Source organism: Anaerolineales bacterium, from assembly GCA_015075725.1.
Taxonomy (GTDB): domain Bacteria; phylum Chloroflexota; class Anaerolineae; order Anaerolineales; family Villigracilaceae; genus Villigracilis.
Window position 1 is genome coordinate 2,160,878 of the sequence record JABTTV010000001.1, and the last position, 17,176, is coordinate 2,178,053.

The following is a 17,176-nucleotide window of genomic DNA, read 5'->3' on the forward strand; positions in this document are numbered from 1 at the left end:
CAATTCGGAAAATAGCCATGAACAACTTCACCGACGTCAAACTTGAAATCTTCACGCCGCAGGATCACGCCATGAAAATCGCCGACGCACTTGCGGAGATCGGCGTGGGTGTGATCGGCAATTACGATCATTGCGTCGCGCTGATCCCCGTGCGCGGATTTTTCCGCCCCCTGCCTGGTTCCAATCCCTTCGATGGCGAGGAAGGTAAACTCAGCGAAGTGGCGGAATACAAAATCGAAGTCAATTGCAGGCGCGAACTGGTCGAGGAGGCGGTCAAAGTGATAAAAAGCGTCCATCCATATGAAGAACCGCTGATCAATATCGTTCCGCTGGCGAATCATCTTTTCAGGTGAATTCTAAATTCCAAACCCGCGAGTTACAAGGAGTTCCAAATGCCCACAACACCCGCCAACCCATACCTTCCCTTTGGCGAAAACAAACATGCCGCCTGGTACGGCAAGGACATCATTTCAGTCAAGCAGTTCAGCCGCAACGACCTGGAATACATATTCGGTGTCGCGCATGAAATGCGCGGCATGGTCGAGCGGATCGGAACGTTCGACCTGCTCAAAGGGAAAATTCTTACCAATCTGTTTTATGAACCATCCACACGTACATCGTCGTCATTCACTGCCGCCATGGAGCGGCTGGGCGGCTCGGTCATCCCGATCAATGAAGTGAAGTATTCCTCGGTGACGAAAGGGGAGAGCCTGAGCGATACCGTCCGCACGTTGGAATGTTATGCGGACGTGATCGTCCTGCGCCATCCAGAGACCGGCTCGGCGGCGATCGCGGCGAAAGCAGCCAGGAAACCGATCATCAACGCGGGCGACGGAGTCGGAGAACATCCCACCCAGGCTTTGTTGGATACATTCACCATCATGGAGGAATTGGGCAGGCTCGATGATCTGACCGTCACATTGCTTGGAGACCTGAAATATGGGCGTACCGTCCATTCACTCGCGCGATTGCTTTCGCAATTCGACAATATAAAGCTGAATTACGTCTCGCCGGAGATTTTGAAAATGCCAAAGGAGGTAATGGACGAGGTGGGTGCGAAGGGCGTCCCGCAAACGGAATATTCCTCCCTCGAAAAGGTGCTTCCCGAAACCGATGTGCTGTATGTGACCCGGGTCCAAAAGGAGCGCTTCGAAGACCCCGCCGATTATGAAAAGGTCAAGGGCGCCTATGTGATCGATCCCGCCATGATGAAAGCCGCCAAAAGGGAAATGATCGTCATGCATCCGCTTCCGCGGGTGACCGAGATCAGCATGGATTTCGACGACGATCCGCGCGCCGCGTATTTCAGGCAGATGGAATACGGTTTATATGTAAGGATGGCGTTATTGGCGATGGTGCTTGGTAAAGCGTAGTGTCAGGTGCGGGGTATCAGGTAATTCAACCTGATAACGATTAATCTTCCGCGGCTCTTGCCACTTCATCCGGTTCAAAAACGACCTCTTCTTTTCCGGTCAGTTTCGCTTCGATCTTGGAGACGATCAATCTCAAATGCCCGTTGTGGGCGACGTAATCCAGATCATCGGCAGGGACGGCGAGGATCGGGCAGAGGGTGAAGTTTTCGATCCAGCCTTCGTACAGGTCGTTCAGGTTTTGCAGGTAATCGGGGGAAATGGTTCGTTCGTAGTCGCGTCCGCGCTGGCTGATGCGTCGAAGGAGGGTGTCCACCGAGGCGCGCAGGTATATGACCAGGTCCGGCGGGGGCAGGAATTGGACGGCGGTTTCGTACAAATCTCGGTAGGTCTGGTAATCGCGTTCGGTGATGTTGCTTTGCAGGTAGAGGTTATGGGCGAAAATCTCCGCATCTTCGTATACACTGCGGTCCTGGATCACAGAGTTGGGATGCTGGGCAAGGCTGAAATGCGAACGCAGGCGGTGGGTGAGGAAGAAGACCTGCGAATGGAATGCCCAGGCGGACATGTCCTTGTAGAAATCGGCGAGGTAGGGATTTTGCGTCACCGGCTCATAGAACGGGTCCCAGCCCATCTGGTCGCACAGCATTTTCACAAGCGTGGATTTTCCAACTCCGATGTTTCCCGCAATGGCTATAAATCGTTTCATGGCATTCTCTCAGGGGATGGTGGTTTGATGGGTCGAATCTTACCACCGGGTTGAATCCATGCGTGGTGTTTTAAGAAAACGGCAGACATTATCGTCCGCCGTTTTCCTTCCGGTATTCCAAGGCCGCGCTCCTCTATCCTCGCGTCTTTATGAATGTTTTAAGGGATTTCTCCCGCCAGTTCCTGGTCGATGATCTGGGTGAACGATGAGAGCGGCTGGGCGCCCACGACCGCCAGCCCATTGATGAAAAATGTCGGTGTGGATTGCACGCCGAGGTTGATCGCAAAATTCATATCATCCTGAATGAATTCGTCGTGTTTGCCACTGTCGAGACAGGCTGTGAATTCTTCAATATCGAGGTTCAGGTCTGTGGCGTACTCGATGAAGGCATCCCTTGTGAGGGTTTCACTGCTGAATAATTTTTCGTGATAATCCCAATAGGCGTCCTGATCGTCCGCGCAGAGGGATGCAACCGCAGAAGGCATCGCATCGGGATGGATGGACGTCAGCGGCAGGTTGCGGTACACGAAGCGGATCTGCCCGGGGTAGGCATCGAGCAATGCGCGGTAGGTCTCTTGGTGGAAGCGGCGGCAGTACGGGCATTGGAAGTCGCTGAATTCGACAATGGTGATGGGAGCATCGGCGGGACCGAGGCTGGGAAAACCTTCAGTGGGGATGTCGTACCGTGTATATTGAGGTTCTTCAACCGGCGCTTCAGCCACCGGACCTGAAGGTTGTTGGGCGACAACGGCTGTATCCCGCCCCCAAATGACGTACCCCAACAGGATGCCTACGGCAAACGCCAGCACGACAAGCACGGAATAGAAGTGACTGCGCTTGAACGTGACGAACTCCTCGGAGTTCGTCCCCGCGTCTTCGGAGACATCCTCGATGACGGGCTCGAACACGGCTGGCGCGGATTTTTTTGATCTTGTGGTTTTTGATGTGGTCATAGTAAGCGGATTATAGTCTTTCGGGGCGGATTTGGGAAAAGAGTCTTAAATTATTTTCACCTGCACCTTTTTGGAAAAACCAACGTATATCGGCATGGAGGTCATTCTCATGACGACTCAAAAACATTCCATTCCCTGGTATCTGTGGCCCTTTGCAGCGATCTGGAAACTGCTCGCAGTCATTGTGGAGATGACAGGACGCTTCGTGGCGATGGTGCTCGGCTTTGTGCTGATCCTCGCGGGAGTCCTCGTCAGCCTGACCATTGTCGGCGCGATCGTGGGCGTTCCGCTGGCGATCATCGGTCTTTTGCTCTTCCTGCGCGGGATGTTCTAATAGTTGACTGTCACTTCAGAAGTGACAGTCAACTAAAGCTTAAGTCGCATCCGCTTTCGGCTCGGGATTCCGTTTGAAGCGCAGGCTCAAGCCCCGTGTCCGGAGTGAAGCGATGTACTTCTTCACAACGGGAATCCGCAGGATAAGAAAAATCGCGAGGACGAGTCCATAGATCAACGGGCGGACGATATCGCCGGATAATGTGAAGATATCGCCTTTCTTGCTCCAGGCAAAATGAAGTACGGCGAGCGGCCCGATGAGATATACGGTTTGATGAAGGCGTTTCCAATTCCTGCCGAGACGGACTTTCCAGACGTCGAATGAAGTAATGCCCAGCGGAATAAGCATGAGGAAGGCGGTTGCGCCGACGAGGATGTAAGGCTTTTCGAAAATTGTGCGGGCTATCAAACTCCACGCGAGACCGTAATCCAGGTTGACGAAGATCAGGACATGGATCGTCGCATACATCAGGGCATATAAGCCGAGCGTGCGGCGGCGTTTAAGGAGTTCGGGATATTTGATCAGTGTGTTTAGCGGCGTGCATAGCATGGACATCACCAGCAGCGTGATCGCATGACGGCCCGTGCGTTGCTCGAGTTCCTGGATCGGGTTTATGGAAAACGAACCGGACAGCAATTCGATGGCGATCCACGCGAGGGCTGACCAGGCGTAGAGATGAATTGCGATTTGTAGGGGAGTGTAGAGTTTGAAGATTTTCATTAATCGATGTATGAGACCTCCGAAGTCTTCGAGACTTCGGAGGTCTGCCTTTTAATAGTGCAAACTCAGATTCATGCCGTCATACAGATGGGCGACCTGCTCGGCGTAGCCATTGAACATGAGCGTTTCACGGCGGGTGAGTTCTCCGATACGCCGTTCAGACGCCTGCGACCAGCGCGGATGATCCACGTTCGGGTTGACGTTGGAATAGAAGCCGTATTCGTTGGGCGCGACAGTATTCCACAAGGTGTTGGGACGCTGGTCGGTCAACTCGATCTTGACGATGGCTTTGATGGATTTGAATCCGTATTTCCAAGGCACGACGAGGCGGATGGGCGCGCCGTTCTGATTGGGCATCATTTCGCCGTACAAGCCGGTGGCGAGAATGGCGAGGTCGTTCATGGCCTCGTCGAGGCGCAGCCCTTCCTGGTAGGGCCAGGGATAGAACGCGCTGCCCTGCCCTTTCATCTCTTCGGGACGGTAAACTGTTTCAAAGCGGACGTATTGCGCGTCGGATGTCGGCTCGACTTGTTTCAAAAGGCTTGCAAGAGGGAAACCGTTCCACGGAATGACCATGCTCCAGGCCTCCACGCATCGCAGACGGTAGATGCGTTCCTCCTGCGTGAAGATTGAGAGCAGGTCTTCGATGCCGAAGGTCTTGGGTTTTGCGACCATGCCGGTCACTTCCACTGTCCAAGGAGAGGGGTTGAAATTCTCAGCCAGCGGTTTTACAGCTTCTTTATTGGTGCTGAACTCGTAATAATTGTTGTAGCCGGTGATCTCTTCGAAGGTGTTTGCCATGTCACCCAGTTCGTCGGTGAAAGACGGGCGGTCAGGTGCGGGCGCGGCGGCTTCGGTGTTTTCGGCCGCTTCCGGCGCGCAGGCGGCGAGCGCGACACTTCCGGCAATGACACCTGCGGCTTTGATGAAGTCGCGCCGCGAGAGATAGACCTCTTTGGGCGTGATCTCGGATGGGCGAACCGGTACGGATTTATATGGATGAGTCATGGCTGTTATCTCCTAATCTTATTACGGGTAGGACTCTTCGAGCAGGGCTTGAATGACGGCTTCGGTTTCCTTGTATCTGCCTTCGCCGATGTGAACATAACGAATGTGTCCTTGTTTGTCAATCAGGTATAGGGTGGGCCAGTAGCGATTATCGTAGGCGCGCCAGGTTTTGCCGTCGTTGTCCTGCGCCACGGCGTATTCGATTCCGTTTTCGAGGACGGCGGCTTGCAGGTTGTCCAAACTCTCTTCAAAGGAAAATTCGGGATAATGATTGCCGATGATGACCAAACCTTCGCCGGAATATTTGGAATGCCATTCCTTGAGCGATGGCATCACGTTCTGGCAGTTATAACAGCCAAACGTCCACATTTCGAGCGCGACCACTTTTCCGCGTAAGTCGGCGAGGCGGAGCGGAGAATCCACATTCAGCCAGGTATCGTTCGTTAGTTCAGGAGCAAGCCCGAGGTCGGGCAATGAGGCGGCGTATTGTGGAATGTCAGCCTCCAATGGTTGTGACTCCGCTGGAGTCGAACACGCGGTCAGCACGAACAGCAGTCCAAGGAATAATCGTTTCACCTTTCACCTCAAGGATGAGGTCATTGTATGGAAACTTCCTTACGAAAGGCTTACGCAATTCTGAGAGTTTTATTAGGGGATATGAAATGTGAATCGGCTGCCTTGACCGGCTTGGCTTTCAACATGAATATCATCGCCGTGCGCCTGCACGATTCCGCGCGAGATGGCGAGACCCAACCCGGCTCCGCCTGTGGAGCGGCTGCGTGATTTTTCTCCGCGATAGAAGCCGTCAAAAATATGCGGAAGGTCTTCCGGGCGGATGCCTTCGCCTGAATCTGCGACGCTTACTTCCACGCCGCGGTTGGTTCGGCGCGCAGTGACTTTTATCTCCCCGTCAGCGGGTGTGTGGCGGATGGCGTTGCCTATGAGATTATTCAACACGCGCCCGATGCGGCGGGTATCCATATCCACCGGGTCAACTTGTGGGTCAACACTTCCCGCCAATCTGATATTTTGCCGCGCCGCGAGTTCTGCAAAAGATTCGAGCGTGTCGGAGATGAGGTCAGCCAGCGATGAATTCGCGCGTTCCAGTTGGAATCCGCCTGCGTTCAATTGCGCCATTTGGAATAGGTCGTCGATCAACGCCGACAATGAGCGCACGTCGCGCTGTGCCGTGTTGAGATACCGCTTGATCGTTTCTGGATCTTCCACCACGCCGTCTTCCAACGCTTCGAGAATCGCGCGGATGGACGCGAGCGGAGTTTGCAAATCATGCCCAACCCAGGCGAGCAGCTCGGAACGCATCTTTTCCATTTCACGTTGTTTGGCGTCTGCAACTTCGAGTTGTTCCGCCATCTGATTGAAGGTTTTCGCGAGCATGGCAACTTCATCCCGCCCATGCACAGGGACGCGGGTCTTCAGGTCGCCTTCCGCCAGTTTCCCCGCCGCGCCTTTCAGTTGATTGACGCGGTCAGTGATGGTTGACGAAAGAAAATAGCCGAGCGCCATTGCCATCCCGCCTGCAAAGACGAGCAGCACGATTGCAAGCAGCAAATCGTGCTGGCTGGCGAACATCATCTGCGCCGAGAACCAGACGTTGAAAAAGGTCAGCAAACTCGAAAGCGCGTACACGCCCAACAGCGACCAACGCAATGCGGGCGAAAGAGTTAACCAGCCGAAGCGATAGGCGGCATATCCCGCCAGAGCCGAAACCAGTGACGTGATGCCGAGGAAAAGCGCCATCAAGCCGAGTTCGTACATCGGCGGCGCCATCATCATGTTGAAGATGGCGAGCGAAATGATGAAGATGAGCAGCACGCCTGCAATAAAACGAAGAATGGCGGAAGATTTCATGGCTCGAATTTATATCCCACGCCCCACACCGTCAGCAGGCGTGACGGCGACGATGGGTCGCTTTCTATTTTCTCGCGCAAGCGGCGCACGTGAACCGTCACTGTGCCGGGATCGATGTACTCCGCGCCGCCCCACACACGCTCCAGCAATTGCTCGCGCGTGAAGACTTGTCTGGGATGTCGTGCCAAAAGATACAGCAGATCGAATTCTTTCGCGGTCAATTCGATGGGCGACTCATGCACCGTCACCGTGCGGGTGACCGGGCTGATGTGAATATCTTGAAAAGATAGATCGCGCTCAGGCTCCGCCCCGGCTTGCTCCCATCCAGTGCGCCTTAGCACCGCCCGAACACGGCTGACCAACTCCTGCGGACTGAACGGCTTGACCACGTAATCGTCCGCGCCCATTTCGAGACCGGCGATGCGGTCGATTTCCTCGCGCCGCGCCGTCACCATGATGATGGGCACATTTGAACGGTCACGCAGCCAGCCGGTCAGGGAAAGACCGTCAACTTCGGGGAGCATCAGATCCAAAATGACGAATTCCGGAATTTGCTTTTCCAGAATCGCCATCGCCTGTTTCCCGTCCGCCGCGATCTGTACCTGATACCCGGCGCGTTTTAAGTAGAGGCTGACCACTTCCGCGAGGCTGGGTTCATCCTCCACAACGAGGACGCGCGTTTCATTCATGCGTGAAATCATACTTGATTCTCAGCCGAAAGTCACTAACAGGAACTTACTTTTCCGGGGCGAGTTCATACTTTCGTAATGAATAGACAGGCAATTCGTAAGATGATTCCCCTATCCTACGGTTTCAAGAGAATTCAAGGAGACCCATTGATCATGAAACTACGAACCACCTTTTTCAGCATCGTCTTGTTGACCACGATCCTCGTCACTGCCTGTGGCGTGCCAGCCGAGGATGCGATGATGGACAAGCCGACGGAAGAAGCCATGCACGATACGATGATGACCGAAGAAACGATGGACGAAAGCATGGCAACCGAAGAAGCCATGATGGATGATAATCCCGCCGGGGACGCCATGATGGAAAGCCCTGCCTGGTTCAGCGTTGCGTTGACGAATGTTCGCACCGGTGAGACCTTCACTATTCAAGACCTCAAAGGCAAGGTCATTCTGGTGGAGACGATGGCGGTTTGGTGTTCGAACTGTTTGCGCCAGCAGGGACAAGTGAAGGAATTGCATGGTCTGCTTGGCGAACGCGATGATTTCGTCAGCATTGGGTTGGATATCGACCCGAACGAAGATGCCTCCAAACTCAAGGATTTTGTGGATGCGCAGGGCTTTAACTGGTTGTATGCCGTCTCGCCTGCGGAAGTTTCGCGCGATCTCTCTTCACTCTACGGTGACCAGTTCCTCAACCCGCCGTCCACACCGATGCTTGTCATTGACCGGCACGGCGTCGTCCACCCGCTGCCATTTGGCATCAAAAGCGCGGAAGCCTTGTTGAATTTCATCCAGCCCTTGCTCGACGAGAACATGTAATGTTTTGATTGTCATGCTTTGCTATCGCTTAGGGTGACACAAGTCAGACCTTATGGAAACCATCCTCACCTCCCTTTCGCTCGGCTTGCTAGCCACCACCAGCCCGTGTGTGCTGCCGTTATATCCGGGCTTCCTCGCCTATCTCAGCGGCGGACAGGAAAAACTGCAAAACAAAACCGCCCGGTATCTACTCGGCTTCTTCGTGCTGGCTGGCGTGCTGACCATGATGCTCGCGCTTGGAGCCGTCATTGCCTTGCTGTCCATTTCAATCGGACAGGCGTTGGCGTTCGTCATCCCCGTTGCCGATCTCATCATCATTTTGTTTGGCGTGCTGCTACTCTTGAACATCAACCCCTTCAAGAAACTTCCCCAAATCCAGGTGCCGCTGCTTTCACATCCCTTTGCGAATGCGTTCGTTTATGGCTTGCTTTACGGTCCCATCGCGTTGCCGTGTTCCGGTCCTTTGGTTGTGAGCATCTTTGCATTATCGCTCACTGTCGCCGATGCGCTCGGGAAGTTGAATGTCTTCCTCTGGTTCGGCTTGGGATTCGGAATTCCGCTCCTGCTGTTATCATTCCTCTCCGGTGTCGCCCAACGCTGGATCACGCGCCAGTTCGCCATGCGCGCGCGTCTGATCAACTTCATCAGCGGCATGCTTTTATTGGGAGTTGGTACCTACGATTTCTACATCAACTGGGAGTTAATTCAATCCTATTTCTAAAGCGAGAATGTTTCGCCTCCCCCATAGCCGACAGTTGATCCGGTTCGGTAAAGCGTCACCTCCCCGCCGCCGTAAACTTGCCATTTGCCGCTCGCGTCATTCACCATGCCCGTCGCTTCGTCGATTCCGATCAACACGGCTTCGGGCAGCATTTGTCTCATTTGGTTTGCCCACGCCTTACCGAATTGATTGTGGTGCGGCAGGACGCAGGCATTGGGAAGCAGGTTCAAGCCGCGCAATAATTTCCTTTCATAAGGGTCGTAATAATGCTCGCACAGCACCATCGCCCCGGCGCTGCTCCCGGCGATGACCGCGCCATTTTGATGCACCTCCAACGCGGCAGACCAACACACGCTGTCCTTCAACGTCTCGCCCAAATGACGTGGAAAACCTCCCAGCAAATAGATCAGTTTCGAGGTCCGAATTGAGGCGGCAAGGACGGCATCGTTTGCAGACTTTGAATCAATCACATCCAGCGAAAAAACATTCTTCGCGCCAAGGCTTTGAAACCAGCGCACACCATTGATCCCCGCCCGTTTGTGATTGTTATCCGGCGCGGCGGCGGTTGGGAGGATGGCGATCGGCGCATCGAAGCCGCCAGCCAGATCGATGCCGCGCAAGTCCGGCTCGGACATGCGTCCGCCAAACTCAGCGCCGCCTTCGAGGATGAGGCAACCCATGAGTCTGAGCCTAGGATGAAAACGAGTCGAGCGCTTCCTGCAAAGTGGGGAAGATGTAAATGCTATTCACGAATCCGGAGATGCTCAGCACATAATGGATATCCGGCGCGGGCTGGGCGATCTTGAAATAAGACGACTTATAGGTCTCCCCTGAATGTTCCTTTTTCCAGGCGATGATCTCCGCGTCAGGGGTGTAGATCTTGAAAATGGTGTGCAGGGCGCGCAAGCCTGCGCTGGTGATCAATTGCAATCCGCCGAAATCCAGCAGCAGGAACCGGGCGCCGGAATCGAATTCGGCGCGGGCGGCGTCAACAAGTTCACCCTCGGTCTGGCCGTCCAGTTTTCCATCCAGGCGCAGGGTGGTTATCCTGTCTGCCGACTTGATAATTTTCAACATTTCCGACATGCATCCATCTCCTTTGACATGCGCAATGAGCCGATCCATCGTCATTATACATGTTCCCCCTTTGCCATTCCCTATTCATTATTCACGTTATTTTCTCCCCGTTCCACCGTGACCCGCATCTCGATTCCATCCGTGCTGATATCGATCCAGCCGTTACGGTCGGTGCGGAGCAGGGAGTATCCTTCGAGCGAATCCAATACCTCCTGATCGGGCAATCCGTTCTGGTCACCCGCGGCGACGCTCAAGATCGCCAATTCCGGATTCATATTCTGGAACATATCCGATGGGTTGCTGGGCGCGTATCCCGAATCAGCGAGCACGAGCACATCCACCTTGCCGATCGAATTTCCAAATTCGATGGATTCGTACGTCCCTTCGCTCACGCCGATGGGAAGCAGGGCGCGGAAACCCCCATACTCGACCAGCAGCACGCATCCCCGCGGACCTTCAGCTTGAATCTCGATGAACGCGCCATCACCCAGCTCGAGCCTTTGTCCCGCCTCCGCGCGGCTGACGGGGATTTCGTTTTCCGCAAAATATTCGTCCAATAAACGCGCAGAGAAAGAGGCTTGCACATTTCCGCCCCACAAAACGTTTTTGGGTTCGTATCTCTCGACGATGCGCGGCAATGCGGCGAGTTGATTCTCCTGTGTCGAAGCGATAAGTAGCCAGTCCAGGTTGCGGGTGAAGAAGGGAAGTCTCCTGCCGAGTTCATCGGAAAGTTCAGAAGCGCTTTCCCCGCCATTGATGAGGATATTTCTTCCTTCCGGCGTTTGGATGAGCACAGCGTCGGCGGAACCGGCATCGAGGATGATGACGTGAAAACGCCCGTCGCCGGATTTTGACGAGGCGCTCCAAAACAGTGTCATGCAGATAAAGATGAAAGCGAGGAGGATCGTCCACGCAGCGGCTCGAAGCGAAGCAGCCGAGGACTTGAACCAGGATTGGATGCTGGACCAGTTAAAGGTCACGAGAAGAAGCGAAGCGTATGTCATATAGATGAGCCAAAGCGGCACGTCTCCTAATACGATCACGCCGTTGGGAATCCCATCGAAGAATTCCACGGTGCGGATGGTGTAACCCGCAAAGGGCCAGGCGACCCACGCCAGCAGTTGACCGAGCGGGAGGATGATGAGGCTGACGAAAACCGCCAGTCCGCCGAGGATCATCACCGCCGGTTGGACGGGCAGGATAAACGGGTTGGCGATGAAGGACACGATGGAGAACCGGTGAAAATAATACATCATAAGCGGAATGGTCATGACCTGCGCGGCGAGTGTGAGGATGACATTATCGTTGAGGATGCGGACGAGCGCGGTGTTATCGGTTTTTGAGTTTTTTTCGATCAGGCTGGCGGTAAAACTCGAGAAGGGTTCGGCATAGAGGATCAATCCAAGCGTGGCAAAGAACGATAATTGAAAGCCCACATCCCATAATGTGAGCGGGTTGATGAGGGACATTATGACGGCGACGATGGCAAGCGTGTTGAGTCCCGCGTTGCGCCTGCCGATCTGCCGCGCAAACAAGGAGAGGCTGCCCATGAAAGCGGCGCGCATCACCGCCGGGTCGCCGCCGACGAGAAAGGCGTAAAGGAAAACAAAGAGGACGGCAAGCGCAGCTCCGACTCTTTCGTTCCTCAAGATGATCCGAAAGGTTGAAAAGAACAACCCCGCGATGATGGCAATGTTGAATCCCGATATCGCGATAATATGCGCCGTGCCGGTATTTTTGAAGGCTTCCTGCAGTTTTTTCGGCAAACCCGTATCCACACCGAAGAGGATGCCTGCAAAAAGAGAGGCTTCGGGGTCGGGGTAGATTTTATATGCATTTTCGACCAGTCTCGATTTGAAACTGTATATAAATCGGTAGATGAAGTTGCCATCGTTTCCGGGAAGTCGCGTCACTTCAGCCTTTGTCATGTAGGAATGGATTCCCTGGCGCGCGAGATAATCGCGGTAGGAAAATTCCTCGTTTTCAGGCGGGGTCTGCAATTCACCGCGCAGGCGGATGCGTTCGCCATATCGATACTCTTCGTTCGGCAGGACGCGCACCAAAACCTGACCGGATGCAGGCAGGTCGCCGTCGCCCGTATCCACAGCGCTGACGTCGATTTTTAGATTGGTGTAATTGTCGCGATGATCGGGAGGTTCAGCCAGCGAACCGGTGATCAGTAATTCGTATTCGCGGTCGTTGTAGAAAGCGATGTGAAATGCATCTATGCCCGGCTGGCGAATCTGATAGTAGGCGGAACCGAGAAGGAGGAAGACGGGGAGGTAAAAGTGGAATGCAGAGAGTGGAAGATGGAAAACCGTGAACGGGTTGTGTGAAAAGCGACGACGCAGAAATGGAAATAGAAGAAGGAAAAGAACCGCGATCAATACCCATGCCCAGGCGGGGAGTGGGATGGAGGCGGCTAGGACAATTCCCACGAGGAAGGATAATGAAATCCACAGCAGGGGCATGTGGTGGATTTTACATTAGATTACGAGCCGAATTCCGATCAACCCAGTGCCACATCCAAAATCATCATGATGATGAATCCCAGCATGGCGCCGCCGGTCGCAATGTGGATGTCCTTTTCAAGTTGTGATTCGGGGATCAGTTCCTCCACCACCACGTAGATCATTGCGCCCGCCGCGAATGCGAGCGCATAGGGTAATAACGGTCTGACAAGAATCACAGCAGCCGCGCCAAGCATCCCAGCGAGCGGCTCGACCACGCCGGATAGCTGGCCATACCAGAAACTTTTCATATGGCTCATGCCCGCCCTGTGAAGCGGCGCAGCCACAGATGTGCCCTCGGGAAAGTTTTGCAAACCGATGCCGATTGCGAGCGCGATCGCCCCGGTCAATGTTGCCGATGGAAGCCCGGCGTGGACTGCGCCGAATGCAACTCCGACCGCCAGTCCCTCGGGGATATTGTGGAGGGTGATTGCCAGGACAAGCAATATACTCCTTTGCCAGTGTGTTTTGATCCCTTCCGCTTCTTCAATGGGAAAACCGACATGCAGGTGCGGCAGAACCTTATCCACGCTCCATAAAAAGATTCCGCCGAGCGCAAACCCGACTGCTGGAGGCAGCCATGCAACCATGGACATTTCTTCTGCCATTTCGATCGAAGGCGCTAGCAGAGACCAGAAACTGGCGGCGATCATCACGCCCGCCGCAAAACCGAGCATTGCATCCAATACCCGCTTGTTGACATCCCTGAAGAAAAATACAACTGCCGCCCCCAAGGCTGTGACGAACCAGGTGAAACAAGTTGCCAGCAGCGCCTGCATGATGGGATTCAACCCCTCGAACCACTCATAAGACATACTTGACCATCCAAAAATATTCTTTCCAGCGGACTCATTATAAAACCGGCATCAAGGAATAAAACCTGACAACCCTCCTCCAAAATTATGACATCCCGCATGAGTCTCGAAGATATAATCTGTCATCATGACCAAGGAAAAACTCATTCTTGTCACCGGCGCGACCGGCTATGTCGGCGGAAGGCTGGTTCCAAAACTTCTCGACTCCGGATATCGGGTGCGTTGCCTCGTGCGTGATCCCTCACGTTTGCAGGGGCGGGTGTGGCTGGGTAGGGTCGAAGTCGCGGCGGGAGATGCGCTTAATCCGGGTGAACTTAAACCGGCAATGAAAGGGGTCTCGGTCGCTTATTATTTGATGCATGGTAAACAAGGCGGGAGCGAAAGCGCAGTGCGCGACCTGCAAGCTGCTGAAAATTTTTCAAGAGCCGCGGAAGTGGAAGGCATCGAGCAGATCGTTTATCTCGGCGAACTTGTCGACCCGACCGCTGACCTTTCACCTTATCTCCGTTCGCGGCATGAGACCGGCTTCGTCCTCCGTCACGGAAAAACCCCCGTGACAGAAATACGCACGGGCATGGTCATCGGCTCCGGCTCGGCATTGTTCGAGATGGTCCGCTACATCACAGAACGTCAGTTGGTTCTGGTCTGCCCCGCATGGTTCTTCTCACAAGCCCAGCCGATTGCTGTCCGCGATGTGCTTTCCTATTTGGTGGACGTGCTCAAGACACCGGAAGCAACCGGCAGGGTCATCGAGGTGGGCGGATCGACCCGCCTCACCTACGCGGACATGCTGCTGGGTTATGCCAGGGAGCGGAATCTCCGCCGATGGTTGATCCGCACCCCTTTTTACGCTCCGAGGTTATCCGCCTATTGGGTACATATGGTCACGCCGATCCATTGGCGCGTGGTCGCCCCATTGATCGAAGGCTTGCGCGCGGAGTTAATTGTCCGCGACGAGACGGCGAAGAAACTATTCCCGCAGATTCAACCCATTGATTATCAAACCGCCGTGCGTCTCGCGCTGGGGCGTATCGCGCGGGATAATGTGGAAACGAGTTGGTCGGACGCCCTGGTCACTGCGGCGGGTGACATCAAGCCCTATCGTTTCACGGTCGAAGAAGGCATGTACATCGAACGCCGCCAGACCGTGATCGATCTTCCGCCTGAAACTGTGTTCCGTTCCTACACAGGTATCGGCGGAGAACGCGGCTGGCTCTTCATGGATTGGGCGTGGGCGATGCGCGGCTGGATGGATAAAGCCATTGGCGGCGTCGGCTTGAGGCGCGGACGCCGTCACCCCGATGAAATACATACAGGGGAGTCCCTCGATTTCTGGCGCGTGGAAACAGTGGAAAAGAATCATCTGATGCGTTTGCGGGCGGAGATGAAAATACCGGGCAAGGCGTGGCTTCAGTTCGAGTCAGAGTCGTTGGGAGGGGATAGGAACAAAACCCTGTTCACCGTCACAGCATACTTCGCACCGCATGGCTTCTTTGGGTTTTTATACTGGTATGCCATGTGGCCCTTTCATAAGCCGCTTTTCGACGGGTTGTCGCGGCGTCTCGCCTCACGCGCACGAGTGCTGGCAAGGGCATACTGATTTCCACTCACTGTTCACTTTGGACTGATTTCTGCTCACTTTTTCACTTCACGGGGTTATATGATTCATGATCAACATCCTGTTTCCCCTCCTTGGTTATCTTTCAGGCTCGCTTCCGTTTTCGATTTGGATCACGCGCTTCGTCAAAAATGTGGATGTGCGAGATTCCGGTTCGGGTCACGCCACCACGACGAATACCATCCGCCAGGCGGGATTCGGCTGGGGCGCTCTTGTGCTCGTTCTCGATATCGCAAAAGGATTTTTGCCCACCTGGCTTGCCGTCGAATTTTCAGGCGAGTTGCAAATAATTGCGATGACAGCAACTGCCGCTGTCATCGGGCATTGCTGGCCCCTCTTCGCCGGATTCCGCGGCGGGATGGGTCTCGCCACCGCAGGCGGCGGGATATTGGCGATCAACCCGCTCGCTTTTCTTATTTGCCTGGGCTTTTTGATTCTTCTTGTGCTTGTGGTCCGTCACTCGGCGCGTGCAAGCGTCTTTGCCGGGATTTTGATTGCCCCAGTCCTTTGGTTGTTGAATTTCCGAGATGTTACCTTTTGGGTGGGGGTGGGAGTCGGCGTGGTCATCGCCTTCCGCTTTTTGGTCGATTGGAACCGCAAGTATCGCGAGTTATGGCTGGATAGAGAGAAGAAGACCTGATTAGAATTTTTCCAGCGCCCACACGATCAGCGGCGCGACAATGAGTGCAGGCAGGAAATTCCCCACGCGGATCTTTTTCATCTCCAGCAGGTTGCTGATCGCCAACCCAAGCAGGATCACGCCTCCGGCTGCGGTCATCTCATTGAGCATCGGGTCGCTGATGATGGCGCTCAACTGTCCCGCCATCAGGCTGATTCCGCCCTGGAAAACAAATACGACAAGCGAAGAAAATAACACTCCGATCCCCAATGTGGAGGCGAAAGCTATCGAAGCGAACCCGTCTAGCGTGGATTTAACCGCCAGTAGATTGTAGTCGCCAGTCAATCCGTCCTGGATCGAGCCGAGGATGGTCATCGGACCAACGCAATATAACAAAGACGCAACCATGAATCCGCGCACAAAGCGCGAACCTGACCCGTCCTCCTCATCGCGTGAGAAACGTTTTTCGAGAATTTGACCGAGCGCCTGCATACCGTCTTCGATCTTCCACCATTCGCCGAGCAATGCTCCGATCAGTAATGCGCCTAACACGATCAGCGGATTTTCGCTTTTTAGGAACATTTGCAGTCCCATCGCGGCGGTAAACAGACCAAGACCGGCAACGATGGTGGATTTGAATCGTTCCGGGATGCGTGAGCCGAAAAACAGGCCGATCGCTCCGCCGATCAACACGGCAATGACATTGATGATCGTTCCAGTCATAAGTTCCTTTTGATGAATTGATACCGATGGTCTGTGGGGCTGTCGAGACCCCGTCCGTTTATGACTTCGCCAATGAAGTCTTTTTTCCCGCGTGTTGGTTTTCCAATAATTCCAACACGAAACACAACGAAGAAAGGCGATTCAAATACCTTTGCAAATGGGGATTAATAACTTTTTCCCAGTTGTATAACTCCACCACGCGCCGTTCCGCCCGGCGGATGACCGCCCTTGCCAGTGAAAGCGCCGCGCCGCCGAGCGAATCTCCCGGCAGGATGAACTCACGCGGCATCTCGACGACCTTGCTCAATTCATCCGTTTCATGCTCTAGCCATCTCACGCGTTCCTCGTCAATGTGGCGGAACGTCTCCGCATTTTCGGGCGTGGCGGCAACCTCCGCCATCAGCTTGTATAAATCCCGCTGGGCTTCGACCAGGATGCGGGGAGTCTGAGGCGCGGAGCATTGCGCGCGGGCAAGTCCCAATGCCGCAGACGCCTCGTCCAGCGTGCCGACCGCTTCCATCCGCACATGATATTTCGGCACGCGCCCCTCGCCGAGCAATCCTGTTGTACCATCGTCGCCTTTTGCCGTATAAAAAGTCATGCAGGCATTATACACACATTGTCC

20 protein-coding genes are annotated in these 17,176 nt (G+C 54.4%); 7 read left to right on the forward strand and 13 right to left on the reverse strand.

What is annotated here, in order from left to right; genetic code table 11:
• The first annotated feature begins 17 nt into the window (after positions 1 to 17).
• The gene (gene cutA / locus HS100_10470; GenBank protein MBE7434331.1) at positions 18 to 353 is read left to right on the forward strand and encodes a divalent cation tolerance protein CutA; all 336 of its coding nucleotides are present in this window, start codon (positions 18 to 20) and stop codon (positions 351 to 353) included.
• A gap of 39 nt (positions 354 to 392) precedes the next feature.
• Entirely contained in the window at positions 393 to 1,373 is a 981-nt protein-coding gene (pyrB, locus tag HS100_10475) for an aspartate carbamoyltransferase (protein ID MBE7434332.1), read from the forward strand.
• A 40-nt stretch (positions 1,374 to 1,413) separates the two neighbouring features.
• Here pyrB and HS100_10480 read toward each other — a convergent pair whose 3' ends face one another.
• Together HS100_10480 and HS100_10485 are read right to left on the reverse strand one after the other, a co-directional pair.
• On the reverse strand, positions 1,414 to 2,079 hold the full coding sequence (locus HS100_10480) for a deoxynucleoside kinase (GenBank protein ID MBE7434333.1): 666 nt from the start codon (positions 2,077 to 2,079) through the stop codon (positions 1,414 to 1,416).
• Positions 2,080 to 2,237: 158 nt separating this feature from the next.
• On the reverse strand, positions 2,238 to 3,032 hold the full coding sequence (locus tag HS100_10485) for a DsbA family protein (protein ID MBE7434334.1): 795 nt from the start codon (positions 3,030 to 3,032) through the stop codon (positions 2,238 to 2,240).
• Positions 3,033 to 3,141: 109 nt separating this feature from the next.
• Between HS100_10485 and HS100_10490 the strand changes: the two genes are divergently transcribed.
• Complete coding sequence (locus HS100_10490; GenBank protein ID MBE7434335.1) at positions 3,142 to 3,366, forward strand: hypothetical protein; 225 nt, start codon at positions 3,142 to 3,144, stop codon at positions 3,364 to 3,366.
• A 39-nt stretch (positions 3,367 to 3,405) separates the two neighbouring features.
• On the opposite strand, the gene HS100_10495 is transcribed toward HS100_10490, so the two are convergent.
• The 5 genes from HS100_10495 to HS100_10515 all read right to left on the reverse strand — a co-directional run bounded on the left by HS100_10495 (position 3,406) and on the right by HS100_10515 (position 7,652).
• A complete protein-coding gene (locus HS100_10495; GenBank protein ID MBE7434336.1) occupies positions 3,406 to 4,086 on the reverse strand; it encodes a sulfoxide reductase heme-binding subunit YedZ in 681 nt (226 codons plus the stop codon).
• Positions 4,087 to 4,137: 51 nt separating this feature from the next.
• Positions 4,138 to 5,094 (reverse strand): protein-methionine-sulfoxide reductase catalytic subunit MsrP, encoded by a 957-nt coding sequence (gene msrP / locus HS100_10500; GenBank protein ID MBE7434337.1) that lies wholly within the window; start codon positions 5,092 to 5,094, stop codon positions 4,138 to 4,140.
• Between the two features lie 21 nt (positions 5,095 to 5,115).
• Positions 5,116 to 5,637 carry a redoxin domain-containing protein gene (locus tag HS100_10505; GenBank protein MBE7434338.1) on the reverse strand — a complete coding sequence of 174 codons (522 nt, stop codon included), beginning with the start codon at positions 5,635 to 5,637 and terminating at the stop codon, positions 5,116 to 5,118.
• Positions 5,638 to 5,742: 105 nt separating this feature from the next.
• Positions 5,743 to 6,963: a HAMP domain-containing protein gene (locus HS100_10510; GenBank protein ID MBE7434339.1), complete on the reverse strand. Its 1,221-nt coding sequence runs from the start codon at positions 6,961 to 6,963 to the stop codon at positions 5,743 to 5,745.
• Positions 6,960 to 7,652, reverse strand: coding sequence for a response regulator transcription factor (locus tag HS100_10515; protein MBE7434340.1), 693 nt, complete (start codon positions 7,650 to 7,652; stop codon positions 6,960 to 6,962). Before HS100_10515 ends, HS100_10510 begins: the two co-directional genes overlap by 4 nt.
• 153 nt (positions 7,653 to 7,805) lie before the next feature.
• Here HS100_10515 and HS100_10520 point away from each other — a divergent pair, with 153 nt between their 5' ends.
• Positions 7,806 to 8,468, forward strand: a complete 663-nt coding sequence (locus HS100_10520; protein MBE7434341.1) for a TlpA family protein disulfide reductase — start codon at positions 7,806 to 7,808, stop codon at positions 8,466 to 8,468.
• Between the two features lie 52 nt (positions 8,469 to 8,520).
• Positions 8,521 to 9,189: a cytochrome c biogenesis protein CcdA gene (locus tag HS100_10525; protein ID MBE7434342.1), complete on the forward strand. Its 669-nt coding sequence runs from the start codon at positions 8,521 to 8,523 to the stop codon at positions 9,187 to 9,189.
• Here HS100_10525 and HS100_10530 read toward each other — a convergent pair.
• The 4 genes from HS100_10530 to HS100_10545 form a co-directional block, all read right to left on the reverse strand.
• Positions 9,186 to 9,869: a Type 1 glutamine amidotransferase-like domain-containing protein gene (locus HS100_10530; protein MBE7434343.1), complete on the reverse strand. Its 684-nt coding sequence runs from the start codon at positions 9,867 to 9,869 to the stop codon at positions 9,186 to 9,188. The two genes, HS100_10525 and HS100_10530, sit on opposite strands and share 4 nt — an antisense overlap.
• A 10-nt stretch (positions 9,870 to 9,879) precedes the next feature.
• The gene (locus HS100_10535; GenBank protein MBE7434344.1) at positions 9,880 to 10,275 is read right to left on the reverse strand and encodes an STAS domain-containing protein; all 396 of its coding nucleotides are present in this window, start codon (positions 10,273 to 10,275) and stop codon (positions 9,880 to 9,882) included.
• A 71-nt stretch (positions 10,276 to 10,346) separates the two neighbouring features.
• The gene (locus HS100_10540) at positions 10,347 to 12,737 is read right to left on the reverse strand and encodes a ComEC/Rec2 family competence protein (GenBank protein ID MBE7434345.1); all 2,391 of its coding nucleotides are present in this window, start codon (positions 12,735 to 12,737) and stop codon (positions 10,347 to 10,349) included.
• A gap of 38 nt (positions 12,738 to 12,775) precedes the next feature.
• Positions 12,776 to 13,591, reverse strand: a complete 816-nt coding sequence (locus HS100_10545) for a ZIP family metal transporter (GenBank protein MBE7434346.1) — start codon at positions 13,589 to 13,591, stop codon at positions 12,776 to 12,778.
• 127 nt (positions 13,592 to 13,718) lie between these two features.
• Between HS100_10545 and HS100_10550 the strand changes: the two genes are divergently transcribed.
• Both HS100_10550 and HS100_10555 read left to right on the forward strand, forming a co-directional pair.
• Positions 13,719 to 15,191 (forward strand): DUF2867 domain-containing protein, encoded by a 1,473-nt coding sequence (locus HS100_10550; GenBank protein ID MBE7434347.1) that lies wholly within the window; start codon positions 13,719 to 13,721, stop codon positions 15,189 to 15,191.
• A 67-nt stretch (positions 15,192 to 15,258) separates the two neighbouring features.
• Positions 15,259 to 15,849 carry a glycerol-3-phosphate acyltransferase gene (locus tag HS100_10555; GenBank protein MBE7434348.1) on the forward strand — a complete coding sequence of 197 codons (591 nt, stop codon included), beginning with the start codon at positions 15,259 to 15,261 and terminating at the stop codon, positions 15,847 to 15,849.
• Here HS100_10555 and HS100_10560 read toward each other — a convergent pair whose 3' ends face one another.
• Together HS100_10560 and HS100_10565 are read right to left on the reverse strand one after the other, a co-directional pair.
• Complete coding sequence (locus HS100_10560) at positions 15,850 to 16,551, reverse strand: DUF554 domain-containing protein (GenBank protein MBE7434349.1); 702 nt, start codon at positions 16,549 to 16,551, stop codon at positions 15,850 to 15,852.
• A gap of 58 nt (positions 16,552 to 16,609) precedes the next feature.
• Positions 16,610 to 17,152, reverse strand: coding sequence for a cob(I)yrinic acid a,c-diamide adenosyltransferase (locus tag HS100_10565; protein MBE7434350.1), 543 nt, complete (start codon positions 17,150 to 17,152; stop codon positions 16,610 to 16,612).
• Between the last annotated feature and the right edge of the window lie 24 nt (positions 17,153 to 17,176).

Coding starts and splice junctions, on each gene's coding strand:
- cutA (MBE7434331.1), top strand. CDS start 18: ATGAACAACTTCACCGACGTCAAACTTGAAATCTTCACGCCGCAGGAT.
- pyrB (MBE7434332.1), top strand. CDS start 393: ATGCCCACAACACCCGCCAACCCATACCTTCCCTTTGGCGAAAACAAA.
- HS100_10480 (MBE7434333.1), bottom strand. CDS start 2,079: ATGAAACGATTTATAGCCATTGCGGGAAACATCGGAGTTGGAAAATCC.
- HS100_10485 (MBE7434334.1), bottom strand. CDS start 3,032: ATGACCACATCAAAAACCACAAGATCAAAAAAATCCGCGCCAGCCGTG.
- HS100_10490 (MBE7434335.1), top strand. CDS start 3,142: ATGACGACTCAAAAACATTCCATTCCCTGGTATCTGTGGCCCTTTGCA.
- HS100_10495 (MBE7434336.1), bottom strand. CDS start 4,086: ATGAAAATCTTCAAACTCTACACTCCCCTACAAATCGCAATTCATCTC.
- msrP (MBE7434337.1), bottom strand. CDS start 5,094: ATGACTCATCCATATAAATCCGTACCGGTTCGCCCATCCGAGATCACG.
- HS100_10510 (MBE7434339.1), bottom strand. CDS start 6,963: ATGAAATCTTCCGCCATTCTTCGTTTTATTGCAGGCGTGCTGCTCATC.
- HS100_10515 (MBE7434340.1), bottom strand. CDS start 7,652: ATGAATGAAACGCGCGTCCTCGTTGTGGAGGATGAACCCAGCCTCGCG.
- HS100_10520 (MBE7434341.1), top strand. CDS start 7,806: ATGAAACTACGAACCACCTTTTTCAGCATCGTCTTGTTGACCACGATC.
- HS100_10525 (MBE7434342.1), top strand. CDS start 8,521: ATGGAAACCATCCTCACCTCCCTTTCGCTCGGCTTGCTAGCCACCACC.
- HS100_10530 (MBE7434343.1), bottom strand. CDS start 9,869: ATGGGTTGCCTCATCCTCGAAGGCGGCGCTGAGTTTGGCGGACGCATG.
- HS100_10535 (MBE7434344.1), bottom strand. CDS start 10,275: ATGTCGGAAATGTTGAAAATTATCAAGTCGGCAGACAGGATAACCACC.
- HS100_10540 (MBE7434345.1), bottom strand. CDS start 12,737: ATGCCCCTGCTGTGGATTTCATTATCCTTCCTCGTGGGAATTGTCCTA.
- HS100_10545 (MBE7434346.1), bottom strand. CDS start 13,591: ATGTCTTATGAGTGGTTCGAGGGGTTGAATCCCATCATGCAGGCGCTG.
- HS100_10550 (MBE7434347.1), top strand. CDS start 13,719: ATGACCAAGGAAAAACTCATTCTTGTCACCGGCGCGACCGGCTATGTC.
- HS100_10555 (MBE7434348.1), top strand. CDS start 15,259: ATGATCAACATCCTGTTTCCCCTCCTTGGTTATCTTTCAGGCTCGCTT.
- HS100_10560 (MBE7434349.1), bottom strand. CDS start 16,551: ATGACTGGAACGATCATCAATGTCATTGCCGTGTTGATCGGCGGAGCG.
- HS100_10565 (MBE7434350.1), bottom strand. CDS start 17,152: ATGACTTTTTATACGGCAAAAGGCGACGATGGTACAACAGGATTGCTC.